Source organism: Delftia sp. WSY_12, from assembly GCF_043104645.1.
Taxonomy (GTDB): domain Bacteria; phylum Pseudomonadota; class Gammaproteobacteria; order Burkholderiales; family Burkholderiaceae_C; genus Comamonas; species Comamonas tsuruhatensis.
Genome location: NZ_JBICKW010000030.1, coordinates 86949 through 99863 on the forward strand (window position 1 = coordinate 86949; position 12915 = coordinate 99863).

The 12915-nt window shown below is 64.8% G+C and carries 20 protein-coding genes and 1 other annotated feature; all 20 genes read right to left on the reverse strand.

Annotation, left to right across the window (positions count from 1 at the left end; genetic code table 11):
• Positions 1-77: 77 nt before the first annotated feature.
• The 20 genes from ACF8LI_RS18590 to ACF8LI_RS18685 all read right to left on the reverse strand — a co-directional run bounded on the left by ACF8LI_RS18590 (position 78) and on the right by ACF8LI_RS18685 (position 12886).
• Positions 78-353 (reverse strand): hypothetical protein, encoded by a 276-nt coding sequence (locus ACF8LI_RS18590; protein WP_392413735.1) that lies wholly within the window; start codon positions 351-353, stop codon positions 78-80.
• Entirely contained in the window at positions 350-574 is a 225-nt protein-coding gene (locus tag ACF8LI_RS18595; protein ID WP_392413737.1) for a hypothetical protein, read from the reverse strand. The genes ACF8LI_RS18590 and ACF8LI_RS18595 overlap by 4 nt, the downstream gene beginning before the upstream one ends.
• Positions 571-846, reverse strand: a complete 276-nt coding sequence (locus tag ACF8LI_RS18600) for a hypothetical protein (protein ID WP_392413738.1) — start codon at positions 844-846, stop codon at positions 571-573. The genes ACF8LI_RS18595 and ACF8LI_RS18600 overlap by 4 nt, the downstream gene beginning before the upstream one ends.
• Positions 843-1181 carry a hypothetical protein gene (locus ACF8LI_RS18605; RefSeq protein WP_392413740.1) on the reverse strand — a complete coding sequence of 113 codons (339 nt, stop codon included), beginning with the start codon at positions 1179-1181 and terminating at the stop codon, positions 843-845. The genes ACF8LI_RS18600 and ACF8LI_RS18605 overlap by 4 nt, the downstream gene beginning before the upstream one ends.
• Positions 1182-1403, reverse strand: a complete 222-nt coding sequence (locus tag ACF8LI_RS18610; RefSeq protein ID WP_156136098.1) for a hypothetical protein — start codon at positions 1401-1403, stop codon at positions 1182-1184.
• A gap of 1 nt (position 1404) precedes the next feature.
• On the reverse strand, positions 1405-1635 hold the full coding sequence (locus tag ACF8LI_RS18615; RefSeq protein ID WP_392413742.1) for a hypothetical protein: 231 nt from the start codon (positions 1633-1635) through the stop codon (positions 1405-1407).
• Positions 1628-2878: a hypothetical protein gene (locus ACF8LI_RS18620; protein ID WP_392413744.1), complete on the reverse strand. Its 1251-nt coding sequence runs from the start codon at positions 2876-2878 to the stop codon at positions 1628-1630. Before ACF8LI_RS18620 ends, ACF8LI_RS18615 begins: the two co-directional genes overlap by 8 nt.
• Before the next feature lie 142 nt (positions 2879-3020).
• Positions 3021-4859: a DNA cytosine methyltransferase gene (locus ACF8LI_RS18625; protein WP_392413746.1), complete on the reverse strand. Its 1839-nt coding sequence runs from the start codon at positions 4857-4859 to the stop codon at positions 3021-3023.
• Between the two features lie 8 nt (positions 4860-4867).
• Positions 4868-5989: a DNA-methyltransferase gene (locus ACF8LI_RS18630; RefSeq protein WP_392413748.1), complete on the reverse strand. Its 1122-nt coding sequence runs from the start codon at positions 5987-5989 to the stop codon at positions 4868-4870.
• A 104-nt stretch (positions 5990-6093) separates the two neighbouring features.
• Entirely contained in the window at positions 6094-6384 is a 291-nt protein-coding gene (locus ACF8LI_RS18635) for an H-NS family nucleoid-associated regulatory protein (protein WP_392413750.1), read from the reverse strand.
• Between the two features lie 25 nt (positions 6385-6409).
• Complete coding sequence (locus tag ACF8LI_RS18640; RefSeq protein ID WP_154834468.1) at positions 6410-6592, reverse strand: hypothetical protein; 183 nt, start codon at positions 6590-6592, stop codon at positions 6410-6412.
• Complete coding sequence (locus tag ACF8LI_RS18645; RefSeq protein ID WP_154834467.1) at positions 6589-6822, reverse strand: hypothetical protein; 234 nt, start codon at positions 6820-6822, stop codon at positions 6589-6591. The genes ACF8LI_RS18640 and ACF8LI_RS18645 overlap by 4 nt, the downstream gene beginning before the upstream one ends.
• Before the next feature lies 1 nt (position 6823).
• Entirely contained in the window at positions 6824-7798 is a 975-nt protein-coding gene (locus tag ACF8LI_RS18650; RefSeq protein ID WP_392413752.1) for a recombination-associated protein RdgC, read from the reverse strand.
• Positions 7799-7804: 6 nt separating this feature from the next.
• A complete protein-coding gene (locus ACF8LI_RS18655; RefSeq protein ID WP_392429797.1) occupies positions 7805-8272 on the reverse strand; it encodes a hypothetical protein in 468 nt (155 codons plus the stop codon).
• Between the two features lie 20 nt (positions 8273-8292).
• On the reverse strand, positions 8293-8580 hold the full coding sequence (locus ACF8LI_RS18660; protein WP_154834464.1) for a hypothetical protein: 288 nt from the start codon (positions 8578-8580) through the stop codon (positions 8293-8295).
• Positions 8581-8585: 5 nt separating this feature from the next.
• Positions 8586-8882 carry a hypothetical protein gene (locus tag ACF8LI_RS18665; protein WP_392413756.1) on the reverse strand — a complete coding sequence of 99 codons (297 nt, stop codon included), beginning with the start codon at positions 8880-8882 and terminating at the stop codon, positions 8586-8588.
• A 106-nt stretch (positions 8883-8988) separates the two neighbouring features.
• Positions 8989-9300, reverse strand: coding sequence for a hypothetical protein (locus ACF8LI_RS18670; protein ID WP_392413758.1), 312 nt, complete (start codon positions 9298-9300; stop codon positions 8989-8991).
• Between the two features lie 1689 nt (positions 9301-10989).
• The gene (locus ACF8LI_RS18675; protein ID WP_074931655.1) at positions 10990-11265 is read right to left on the reverse strand and encodes an Arc family DNA-binding protein; all 276 of its coding nucleotides are present in this window, start codon (positions 11263-11265) and stop codon (positions 10990-10992) included.
• Positions 11265-11624, reverse strand: coding sequence for a hypothetical protein (locus tag ACF8LI_RS18680; protein ID WP_392413760.1), 360 nt, complete (start codon positions 11622-11624; stop codon positions 11265-11267). The genes ACF8LI_RS18675 and ACF8LI_RS18680 overlap by 1 nt, the downstream gene beginning before the upstream one ends.
• A 173-nt stretch (positions 11625-11797) precedes the next feature.
• Positions 11798-11888: a sequence feature (23S ribosomal RNA rRNA prediction is too short), on the reverse strand.
• Between the two features lie 332 nt (positions 11889-12220).
• A complete protein-coding gene (locus ACF8LI_RS18685; RefSeq protein ID WP_392413762.1) occupies positions 12221-12886 on the reverse strand; it encodes a LexA family protein in 666 nt (221 codons plus the stop codon).
• Between the last annotated feature and the right edge of the window lie 29 nt (positions 12887-12915).

Genomic DNA, 12915 nt, shown 5'->3' on the forward strand with positions numbered 1-12915 from the left:
GCTGGCCAAGTGATGGGTTCGTCGTCTCGGTGTGGCGCGCGCTTGTCGCGCCAGTGCTCGGGCTTCTTGCTGGGCATTCAGGCCTCCTTGGCCGGCGGCAGCGGCTTGCGCGCCTCCAGCTCTGAGTCCTGACGCTTGAGGATGCTGTTCTCGCTGGCCAGGTCCAGGGCCTGCATTTCGAGTTCGTGGATGCGGTCCAGCAGATGCAGGACAGCACCCGGGGACGCGGCCCGATGCCACGCCTCGTTCTCGCGCCATTTGTTGCTGTCGCGCGGGTGCGTGTAGATGTGCTCTCCATTGCCTTCTGCAGCCTCTGCCAGGACGCGCAGGGCGGGTGTTGGTGCTGTGGTCACGGGGTCTGTCCTTTCGTGCAGCCGTAGGCTGCAAGGGCCTTGCGCAGTTCTGGGTGGTCGCCGTGGTCGCGGATGTTCAGGCGGATGTCGCGGGGCGTCATCCACAGCCACTCGCCGTCCGGGTCCACCTCCACGCGTGCGGCCGGCGCATCACGCATCGCACGGCGTGGGTTGAATTCGATCAGGCGCCAGTGGCGGGGCTGAGCGGTGTTCGTGGTCATGCAGGTCCTTTCTGCTGCGCCTTGTCAAGATTGATGCGGCGCGCGTCCTGCAGGGCCTGCAGGCGCTCGATCCTCTCCTCGGCATCAGCGATCATCTGGTGGCCCGCCGCTACAGCATCAGCTACTGTTGCGTGTACGTCGATCCAAGAGAAATGCCGGTTGCCGATTTCGTAGACGCCCCATCCGCTGGAGTGCGTGAATTGCATCGCGCGCACGTTGCCTGTGCGCGTGACGATGTAGCCCGTGAACGGGAATTTGCGGCGGGGCTTCATTGCTGCGGTCCTTTCTGCTGCGCCTGGGCGCGCTCTGGGATGTCGAGTGCCGCGCGTTCTTCAGGCGTCGGCTGCCGCTCCTCTCCGCACTCCATGCAGCGCATGCGGCGGTACTGCGGCGGCCAGGTCTTTGTGGCCAGCCAGGTATGCGGTGCGCCATTGAGGCAGTCGGCCTTCTTGGCCTCGTAGCTCAGGCTGATGAAGGTCTCGAAGACGAAGTGCTTGTCGCAGGCTCGGCACCAGTGTTCGTGGAGCACGTCTTCTGCGTAGCCTGCGCCGTCATCGTGGTTGGCCTCCTGATCTGCGCCGCAGTAGGGGCAATTCATGTCTGCCATTCAGCTCTCCTTGCGCTCCTGGAAGCGCTTTACGTATGTCGCAAGCGCTGCACGACCAGCAGTACTCATTTCGAGGGCGGCTATCACCTCCTTGGGATTGAGTTCTGCGCGCTGAGTCAAGCGCCCGCCGCCGAGTGGCTTCACGCCACCACAACGGTGGTCGGATATGTAGTGGCCGGTTCCTCCGTCTCCGGAGATGGTTTCAAAAATCACTTTCGACATGTCAGCTCTCCTTGTGCCCAGTGGGGCGCGTATCGATGTTTGCGCGGCACCAGGGGCAGAAATGGAGCGGCGCCCACTCCTTCCCTTTCTTCAATGCCAGGCGCTCACGGCGTGCGCCGGTTTCCATGTTGCGCAGGCACTGCAGGTGGATCAGTCCGGCGCTGATGGCGTACTGCGCCGCCTCGCAGCGCTCCAGGGTCGCGCCCCTTCCTTTGCGGCATTTCTCAGTCATTGCCGTGCTCCCCCTTGGCTGCTGCCTGGGCTGCGATGGCCTGCTGAGCGCCGATGGCCGCATAGCCGGCATGCAACAGTCGGCGCTGCACCAGATCAGCCAGTCGCGCGTCGGTGTTGTTGACCAGGGCATCGTCAAGGCCTTCGATGTTGGCGGCATCGAAGCAGCCGATGACTTCGGCAATCGCGGCTGTGGCGGGCGCTGCATCTGCCAGCAGCGCGCGCAGGTCGCATGCATAGATCAGCACGCCCATTCGGTTGCCCATGGTTGCCAGCTGGTCTCGGCCATCGGCTTGCCAGCGCCACACGGTTCCGGCCTGCTGCTCATCCATCAGCGTGAGCTGTTGGCGCAATTCCTGGCACTCGGCCATCGCGTTTTTCAGGTCTTGCAGGTGGATCGTCTCGGCATCCACTGCAGGCGCAGCAGGTGCAGCAGGTGCTGCCCCGATGGCAGCCAGCAGGCCCTGGCGGCATGCCTCGCGCACGGCGTTGGTGGGCGTGATGCCCATGGGAAGGCGGTCAGCCTGTTCGACCGAGCGCCGCTGCGTGGTCAGGTATGCATCGACCATCGCGTCGGTGATCGCGGCCACGGGCGCAGCAGGTGCTGCCAGCTTGGCGCGCGAACTCCATCCGGTCCAAGCGTTGTTCACGGCGCTGTTGTTGTAGTGGCGGTTCTGGCCACTGCCAAACGTACTCAGATCGCCGCCATCCTTCTTGATCCAAGCCTCGAAAGCCTCGCGCTCATCAGCCGAGGGCGCAGCAGGTGCCTGGGGCGCTGCTGCCGTGATGCCGTGTGCGCGCGCGAAGGTTTCGAGAAGGTTGAGAAGCTCGTATGCACACGGCGCGGTTTTGCAGAGCACCGGGTAATCGACTTCCTCCAGCGTTTCAGCCGCCCACGCTGCAATTTCGTCACGCGTCAGAGGCTGGCGCACAGGGGCTGCAGGCGCTTCCAGGGCGGGCGCTGCCTGGGCCTGCTCAAGTTCGCAGGTCACGACATCAATCAGTTCCTGGCCCGTCACGAGCATGGCCTCGGGCCAGTCCTCGGGGCTGTTGCGGTCGGGCAGCTCAGCCACGCGCTGGCACACTGCCGCCGCGATGGCGCGCACGTCCAGGACCGGCCCTGCAACAGCGGCAGGAGCTGCCCCGGCGAGGCCCTGCAGCATGCTGATGTCGCGAAAGAAGATGTTGCCGTCGCTGTGCACGATTCCGCCTGCGGCGCGGATGGCTTCAAGGGTGATCGTCATGGGTTGCTCCTGTCGATTTGCCAGTTGCTGGCAGTGGTGTTGATGACGTGGCCTGCGCGCTGCAGCAGCGGGCAGTGCGGTGGTGGGGTCGGGGTCATGCGAAAACAGTGCGGCCCGCGCGTGGCGGGCCGGGTTGGAGGGATCAGGCGGCCCGGCGTAGCTGCCAGGCCGTGGACTCGGGCGAGTTGAGCGAGACGATCTGCTGCATGGGCACGGGGCTCACGGAGTTGCCCACCATCCGCACCTGGGCGGTTTTCGTCAGGGGCTTGCCGGCGGCAGTTCGGTCGATGACGTAGCCAGGGGGGAAGTCCTGGGCGTTGTAGAGCTCGCGCGGCACCAGCATTCGCAGCGTGATGTCCACGATCACCCAGGGCTCGCCCTTGAGCCACACGGTCACGAGCGCCAGGCGGTCGCGCGTGGTAATTGTGGTCATCGGGTCGCGCAGGTCCGTCCACTGGCCACCGCTGGCGTGGTAGCGCATGAGGAAGGCGGCGCAGCGCAGGGCGCCCGCCTCCTGCTCAGGCGACAGGTGGTACTGGACCAGGCCAAAGCGTGTTGCTCCGGCGAGGACTGTTTGTGCAGGGTCTCGCAGATCGCTGCCGATCGCGTTCTGGCCGAGCGCCGTGAGGTGGGCTGCGATCAGCTGCTGCTGGCTGCCGCTGGTGGTCACGGTCGATACGAGGTCGCGCAGGTCGCGGGCCGGCGTGCTGTTGAACCCGCCGTTGGCCTGAACCATGAACGCGGATGCCAGGCTCTGCCCACCACCGCTAGCCGTCACCGTGCCCAGAGGTCCCCGGATGTCGTTGGCCCCGTGGCTCCAGCGCTTGCCGCCGTCCTTGCCCTCGCCGTGCCCGGCCTGCACCAGGTATGCCGAGCTGATGGCGTGCTTGATGCCGCCGGCCACGGCCGTGCCCAGCGGCTGGGACAGGTCGAGCACGCGCGGGGCCTGACCCTTGGCCTCGCCGTAGCCCATCTGGATCAGGGTAGGGGACACCAGTGCGCGGCAGCCGCCTTTCTCCGTGGCGATGGTGCTCATGGGCCGGTCGAGCATTTCGATCTTCCCGCCGTGGGCCATGTTGACGATGAACGGCTGGGGGCTGTTCAGCACGAACTTGTCCAGGCCATGTGCGATTCGCCGCATGGTGGCCGGCGCCAGTTCCTTCTTGCGCCCGAAGATGCTTTGCCCGGGGATGCTCCAGTCGATGCACTCTGCTGCCTGGCGGAATGGCTTCTGGCCCGCCTTCGGGTTCTTCCAGTGCGTCTGCGCTGGCCACACGATGGGCAGGCCGTCACAGCGGGCGATCAGGTACAGCCGTGTGCGGGTGCTGCGGGAGCCCAGGGTGGCGTTGCAGATCACCCGCCATTCCACCTTGTAGCCCAGGTCGCGCAGCGCCTGGATGAAGTGGCGCCAGTTGCGGCCCTTGTGCTTGGGGTCCGGCACTAGGTACTGATTGCCGCGCGGCACCACTTCGCCGGGGTCGGCTACGCGGAAGGTGGCTTTGCCCGTGGCGGGGTCCGTGATGCGGTCCAGCGTGATGACGCGGCCGGTGGCGGGATCGCGCTTCGCGATCAGCGGGGACCACTGCATCATCTGCTCGACGTTCTCCAGCGTGATGACGTCGGGCTGGGTCTTGCCGGCCCAGCGGATGACGATCCACGCGAGCGATCGGATTTCCCCGTTGCGCGGCTGGCCGCCCAGAGCCTGGCTGTGGTGCGTGCAGTCCGGCGAGGCGTGCAGCAGGCCCACCAGCTCGCCCTTGGTCACGGCGAGCGGATCCACTTCGCGGATGTCGGAACGGTAGTGCCTGGTCTGCGGGTGGTTGACCTCGTGCATGCCGATGGCGTCGGCATCATGGTTGATGGCGACATCGACGGGACGGCCGATGGCCTGTTCAATGCCGGTCGAAGCGCCGCCGCCGCCGGCAAACAGGTCGATCACCAGCTTGGCCGCGAGGGGCAGGAGAAATTGAGGGGTAAGCATGCGGCTCCTCAGAATGAGAAAAGCCCGCGTTGTGCGGGCTCTGGTTCGGGTGGTCGTGTGGCGCGGCGCCTGGGCCTGGCCGTGGGCGGCGCGGCCGATGCCTCGATGCGCTCGCGCTGCAGGGGCTCGTAGTCGGGGTTCAGCTCGCAGCCCAGGTACTGGCGGCCGAGTTGGAGCGCGACGGCGGCCGTTGTGCCCGAGCCCATGAACGGGTCCAGCACGATGTCACCTGCTCGAGATCCGGCGCGAATACAGGGCTCGATGAGTGCGGGCGGGAACGTGGCGAAGTGGGCGCCCTTGTAGGGCCGGGTGGCCACCGTCCAGACGCTGCGCCGGTTGCGCGTCTCGCCCCCGTACTCCACGGCCTCGCGGCCTGGCCGGAACTGCGGCTTCTGTCCGTGTTGGCCGGCGCTGTCCTTCGTCGTTCGCGCGAAACTGTTCCTGCGGCTGCCACCCACGGCCTTCATCGGGCCGTTGGCTTTGCCCGGCACTCGGGAGCTGCCAGCCTGTTGCTCGAGATCCTGTGACCACCTGGCCAGCGACGAGGCTGCAGCCGGCTCCTTGATCGCTTCGTGATCGAAGAAGTAGCGCGGCCCCTTGGACAGCAGGAACAAGTACTCATGGGCCTTCGTGCAGCGGTCCGTCACGCTCTCCGGCATCGGGTTGGGCTTGTGCCAGATGATGTCCTGGCGCAGATACCAGCCGTCCGCGCGTAGTGCGAAAGCAAGCATCCAGGGGATGCCGACGAGGTCCTTGGGCTTGAGGCCGGACGGCACGCGCTTCTCGCCTCGGTGGCGCGCGGCTTCGGCCTTGTGGCCGCCACCTGCGTAGTCCTGCGCGCGGTCTGCCCACCCTTCGTTTAGCCCGCTGCATCCATTGGCCGCGTAGCTGTCCCCAATGTTGAGCCACAGAGTGCCATCGTCCGCGAGCACGTCGCGCACGCAGCGAAACACCTCGACCATGGCCGCGATGTATTCATCGGGCGTCTGCTCCAGACCCAGTTGACCGGAATGCCCGTAGTCGCGCAGTCCGAAGTACGGCGGCGACGTGACGCACATCTGGGCGCGGATGCCCTGGGCCGCCCAGGCGCGCATGGTGTCTCGGCAGTCGCCGAATTCGATGGTGTTCATGGGGCTCCAGAAACGAAAAAAGCCTGGCGGCGTAACCCGGTCAGGCTTTGGAAGGGGGAGGGGAGGTATCAGGACAGCGCCCATGCGCTGTGCTCATGCCTCTGTCAGGCGGGTGTGATCTGGAAGGGAGTGCGGTCCTTGCCCACGATCCAGTTCGGGGGCTTGCCGCGCCCCGTCCAGGTGGCGCCGGTGCCGGGGTCGCGGTACTTCGGCACGCCCACGCTGCCCTTGGCCTTCTTGCCCTGGGGTGGGAACACATCGGCAGCGGTCAGGCCGTGCTCCTGGATCAGCGCGCGGGCTTCGGTTACAGCCTTTGCCTTGGCCTCTGCCTGAGCAGCTGCGATCTGGGCGTCAATCTCGGCCTTGCGTGCCAGCAGGTTCTGGTATTCGGACATCGGGTTTCCTTTCTTGGATGGGTGATCAGTGGCCGCAGGGCAGGGCATCGCCGCGGTGATGGTCTTCGGGCAGCTCCGCGCTGCAGCTGAAGCAGTGCTTGGGCTGCTGCTCGTCCCACCACAATGCGCGGGCACGTTCGGCGGCGCGGCGCGCGGCCGGCAGATCGCGCTCGGCGCGGGTGGGCTGGTGTTCGGTGTCTTGGTTCATGCTGTTGAGGCCGTGGCCACCGGGTGCTGCATCCAGATGCTGGCGAGCGTGTCGGTGATACGCGGGCGGGAGTGATTGCGCTTGCGATAGCGGCGGTACTTGTCACAAACGCAGGCGTTGCACTGGTCGGCCAGCCCGTCGGGACTTTTGACCAGGGCGCGGAAGAAGCCCTCGTCGGCGGGCCAGGGCTCGCCGCAGGTAGTGCAGACCTTTTCGGAGGCGGTGGCCATGTCAGAACGGCACATCGCCTGGCTTCAGATCCGGCGGCGCACCGGCCGGGCCTGTCGTGGTCAGGGAGGCCGGCAGGGCATGCCCCAGGCCAGTGCGACCCTCGCCGCCCAGGGCTTCAAGTAGGTCGGGGATGAGCTTCGACAGCTCGCCCGTCGTGATTGCCACATCGGCATCGAAACCGCCATCGCCATCCTTGGACTCGGTCACGACATCGAGCATTGCCACCTTGCGCAGCTGCAGACCTTCGGTCAGCACGAAGCTGACCCGGCCATCCCAGGTCATGGCAACGCGGGTCGGCAGCTTCCCGTGCTCGATGTGCTGCTGGACTTCGGCGATATCCAGCGGGTGGCGGCCGTAGCGCACCACGGCCTTGGATTCGTCCGCTGCCTTGAGCTCGCATTCACGGTCAATCGAGAAGCCGGCCGGGCTTTCCTGCGTGGTCAGCCAGTGCGCCATAGCGGCCTGGGCGCTGGTCTGCGTATCGACCAGGGCCAGCGCAAAGCCTGTGAGTCCCTCCACCAGCGAGCTGACCACCTCGTCGGCGCGCGCCTGGCTGCCCGTGTCCAGCACCAGGGTGCGGGCCTGCGGGTCCAGCCAGACCCACATGGCGCCCTGCTTGGTGAAGGCCATGGGCAGCAGGTCCAGCTTGGCCTCGTCCTTGAGTTCCTTCTTTTCCTTCTTGCCGGGCTTGCGGCCTTCGGTGGCCTCGATGTGGGCGGCCTTCTCGTTGACGCGGCGGTTGAGCACGCTGGCCGGCAGCATCTTGGCCTCGGTCATGAAACGCATCACCCATTGGTTGGCCACCGACTCGGCCAGCGGACCGTGGGGCTCGCCGCGCGGCGGCACCCAGCCCGCACTGCGCTCCTGCGTGGGGCCGCATTCGGCAAACGGGCTCTTGGCCAGCGCGGCCTCGACAGCCTGCAGGTCAGGAGACCAGGAGTCGGAGATTCGGTAAATGATCAGGTTCTTGAGCATGGTGCTTCAGGCCAGGGATTTGGGGTTCTTGGGCAGGCAGCCCAGGCGGTTGGCTTCTGCGTCGGTCCAGGATGCATGGCCCACCAGCAGGGTGTGGGCCTGGGTGGCCAGGGCCAGGTTGGGCTGCACGCGCCGGGCCTGGGAGACCAGCAGGTCCAGCAGCTTGGTATAGGCGCGGGTCTTGAGAATCCCCCAGCCACCGAACTCGGGCGGCATGCGCTTTACCATCTGCTCGGCCTGGGTCTCGATGCCCTTCACGGCCTGCTTGTGGACAGCCTTGGCATCGATGCGCAGTTGGGCCGCTTCGCCCGAAAGCGATTTCGCCCGCTGTCGCAGGTTGTAGGCTTCGACGGCGCGTTTCTCGCCCTTTGCTTCAAGGCGCAGCGCGGCGGCCTCGGTGGCCTTGGCCTTGGCCTTGGCCTTGGCACGCATGATCAATTCTTGTGTGTAGAGATCTGCCGGTGTTTGCGACATGGGGTTCTCCAAACGGTGGGTTACAGGGCGCCGCCCTCGGTGTCATCCGCCGGCAGGTGCTGGATGGTGGGAGCGGGGATCGCTGGCGCGCGCGGCGCGGGCCCGGCCAGGAACTCGTCGCGCTTCACATAGAGGAAGTCGATCAGGGCGTCGGTCAGAGTGACCAACTGAGCCTTCCGCAGCAGTACAGCGCGACGGTCGGTTTCATGGGGCACTCGGAGGAAAGCCAGCCCTTCCGCGCTGAGCTTGAACACGGGTGCGAACTCCTCGCAGATCTGCGTGAGGTTGAGCTTCTCGGGATTCGGCATGGCGATCAGTTGGCCTGTGCCTTGACCTGGGACTCGCGCATTGCCTGGTAGCCGGCGAGCATGGGTTCGAGCTGCTGACGCAGATCCACGCCGGGCTCCAGGTTCGCGCCGACGCTGGCCAGCGCGCAACCCATGGCGTACAGGCCGCCGTACAGGGCAAACGTGTTGCCGTTGCGCTGGCCGTAGGCGCTCAGGATTTCGATGATCGGCTCAGCCACATGCGTCATGGCATGGGCGTGGTGGTTGGACGTGATCTCGTGGGTGACGCGCACGCCTTCGATGGGGTCTGTGAATTGGCTCATGAGCTGGTGCTCCAGGTTCAGAAAAGGGGTGCTCCGGAGATGGCGACCGCAGCAGCAATACAGAAGGCCGAGTAGGCCGACCAGAGGAAAAAGCCGAGGAGTTTGGTCATGGCAGCTCGCGGAGGCATTCCATGGATTGCGGGCCGTTCCAGACCACGGCATGACCGGGTGGGCAGGCCTGGGCAGCGCTGTGCGCGCGCTGCACGTCCGCTGCGCTGGCCACGGGCTCCTGGGCCGCACCGGCATCGGCGCAGGCGCTGAGCGCCAGGGCCACGACCACGGCCAAGCACAGCAGAAGCCAGCCGCCGGGCGTGGGCGCCGGGCCCCGCTCGACCACAGGGCCAGGGCGGGACGCCTGGCGCATAAAGCGCGCATCCGGGTCAGGGTTGTAGGGCTCGGTGGGGATCACTCGTTGCATTTGGGCTCTCCTGAAACGACAAATCCGCCAGGAGGCGGATTCGGGTTGGTTGCGGCTCGTTGCAGTTGGCGCTGGGCCTCCTGCTCGGCAATGAGGCGCTCTTCTTCGCGCCAGTCGGCATAGGTCTGAGGCTCATACGCGACGCGGCCGCGTTCGCCTCGCAGGCGGTTGAATCTGAATCTCACGATGAATTCCCAAAAAATGGCCCGCCTTGCATTGCTGCAAGGCGGGCCAATGCCGCACTAGGCGGACCCCACAAAACCACAAACCGTCAGTGTTGCTGAGAGCTTGCCAATGCCCACACGGTGCAGGCGCGAGGAAGAAAAAGTCCGGTGCCCTTTCAGGGCGTGCCTATGAATTCCAGGAGAACCATGAGTCAGCCATAGGCCCGGTAGTCAACCGAGGTTCAACTTGTGACCGGGAACATTGGTCCGGCCAACACAGCGACGTATAGAGAGATGAGGGTCACCACCGACCAGAAAAATGTTAGGAAAATATGCCGCATCACAATCCTCCTCAAGTCATTGAAAAAGCGTGCGAATCGCCCGGGAGAAAGCCTTCGAAAAACGTCGGAAGGGACTGCGAGATCTCCTGCTTCGCAGCTGTATGAGCTGGTAGCTGCCCCTTACCGGAAAAGCCTCCAATAGGCTCCTGTGATAGCGAGCATCCGGGTCTGGATTGAAAGACTCACTGGGCACAACTTGACTCACGCTTACCTCCATCAGCAGGGTTTTGCAGGGCTTGGGACAGACGCTATTTCAGCTTCTTGTGAGGCCTCTGCTTGCGAGCAAAGACAGGTTGGTCATGTAGGTCCAACAAGCCCTGCCTGTATGAATTTCTTGGACAAGGTGTCCGCGCGGGACGCGGGAGGAAGGTGGGAGCGGCGCTGCCTTGTGCCTGTGGCGGCCCCGTAAGGGGCCACATGCATGCGTGATGCAAGCGCTTCCAGGCCAGAGTCGCCAACAATGGTTTACATGCGCCAAGAAGCGGCGCTCTTAGACTGTTGCCCGCAACTCTATGAAAGGCTCCCACATGAAAATCGCTTTCGCCATGGCCGTTGCGGTCTTTGTTCTCGGCGGCTGTGCTGTGTATGACGATGGCTACCGTGGCGGGTACAAGAGCCATCCTCACGGTTGCCCGCCTGGCCAAGCCAAGAAGGGCAACTGCTGAACTCCAGAACCCGCCTCGGCGGGTTTTGTTTTTCGGGGTCCGTGCGAGCGGCCCGGTCCCCAGACGAAAAGGCCCGCGAGCGGTGAAGCTGCGGGCCTTGGAAGAAAAATGCCGATGCCGTGTTGGCGTGCCCGGGGAAGGGATTTGAGAGGGAGGGAGGAGAAGTCTCCCGGGCTCGGCGGAATCTGGTGGAAGGCAGTATGAGGGCTGATTCTTAAGAAATGCTTTAAGGCTTGTAAAGAAAGTGCAGGGCTTCCACCTGCTGCGGCTTGCGACGCCTCTGCGACCCCGTGGCCAGGGTGTGGGTTGATGGTCCCCGCTGCTTTCCCGGGGTGGTCAGATAGATCCCAGTGCACGCCGACTACGTACCTCCCGTGCACCAGGCACGGCCACGACGCTACCCGTGGTCATCTCTCGTCACCATCATGGAAACGGATTCAGCCTGCGGGCGCGCTCTACTGCCCACTGAATCCATTCGGAGCGCTTCCATGATGGCCCCGGCGCTGTGCCGGGACATGTTCAATCGGCTGCCGCCGCAGCGGACAGCCGTGATTGCTCAGCCTGCGCCCGTGCCATGTCGCGCAGCTCCCGCAGGTAGCCGGCCATCTCGGCCAGCACCGGCTGCGCCTCGGGCTGCTCTGCCGCGAAGTCCTCACCCAGGGTCTGGGCCAGGCGGTGGACTATTTCGGCGTTGAGGCTGCGGCCGGCGGCCTTGGCCTGCGCCTTCAGATCGAGGTGCATAGGCGTTGGCAGCCGGGCGATGAACTTGGTGTTGTCTTCGTCCCGCATCCCCATCACAGCGCTAGGCGCCGCTCCATGTCCTGCAGGGCCGCGCAGTCCTTGCGCAACTCGGTGGCCAGGTCATTGAGTCGGCGAACCAGAGGCGTGGGGGATACAGGTTCGGCTTCGTGCGCACTGCCCTCGGCAGAGACACTGGCCGCCGACAGCACAGGCTCCAACCGGCCGAATATGCGCCTGATGGTGTTCTGCAAGTCCTCCATGCCTGCATCGATGTTGCTGAGCGCGGCTTCGACTTGGCTCTGCGGGGCCGGGGCGATCTGGATGCCCTCACGGAGGGCTCCCAGGCCTGCAGTAGCGAGGGCGGATTGGGCGGCCTGTGCTTGGCGCAGGCCTGTGGGTGCTGAAACGATCACGGTGATCTCCTGTGGTGGTGGCGGAAACAGAAAAGGCCTCCCGAATCGAGAAGCCTCTTTTGTTTCGCCCCGATGCGCTCGGGGAGGGCGTGCTGCATCTGGTAGCAGCTGCGCGGCATCAATATGCCGCACCGTTTATTTGCTCCGTGGTGCCATCTCACTGCGTTCATCACCGGAATGCCAGGGCGGTGTTCCATCGTCGGCTCCAGATGCGCTGGCGCGCACCCTTCACAGCCTCCCGCCTACTCTCTACAGGGCATGCCGCCCGCAGTTCCTTCCCTATGCCGTGAACCGTGCTTTGACGGACTGGCAACCGCGCGGAGACGCGGCGCGCTGATCTGGCCCATGCCCAGGAGCGCCATTGCGCCGGACGAATGCCCCTCGGGTGGGGCAAGCAACATCGGCGTGCAACTTGTGAAAGACCGGGGCTTGCCCGGTCGATGCCGTGGTGCCCAACTCCCCGGCCGGTCCGCGATGTGCTGGAGGCGAGGTGTTGGGAGAATTCTATAACCCAGGTTATCAAGGCGTCAATAACCCCGGTTATTCATTGGCGCAAAAAAAGACCCGCAGTGTGCGGGTCCCGACATGCTGAGGGGTTATTGCTCAGCAACCCACTTCCCTATGACTACGCCACAAATGGTGGCCTCCCCATTGATCTCGATGATCTTTGGGCGCCAGTCGGGGTTGAGCGCGCGAAGGTACTTGCGACCATCTTCTTCTAAGTACTGTTTGAAGGTTGCCTGCTGCTGGGCCTCAAGGCGAACAACCACGCGATCACCAGGCTGCGCAGCCCTGCCAGGGTCGACAAAGATCACGTCCCCGGGCTCATAGGACGGTCTCCCCCCAGGATTGCTCATGCTCTCGCCTTCGACATGCAGGCAGAACGTATTGGGCCCGTGTCGCACCGGACATGGGAGCCAGTCTTCCGCGTCTTCTGGGCGGAAGTTCCCCACGATGTCGGACCAGTTGCCGGCCTGAACAGAGGAGATCAATGGCACCAAGCGTGGCACCGGGAGCTCGACCAAATATTGAGCGGCGGGCTCGGCTACATGGCTTGTCGTTACAGGCCTGATCCCTGAAAGCTCCTCGGCGGTTGTTCCTAAGGCCGCTGCGATCTTGGCGCCGTGCTTCGTGTCGCCGCCTTTCTCGATCTTAGCGATTGATACCTGAGATATGCCTACAGCCTCAGCAAGTTGAGCCTGGCTCCATCCTCGCTGCTCTCTAAGCGCCTTCATGCGCTCGCCAAAAGTACTCACTGACATTCGTTGATCCTATAACCACGGTTGTAGGC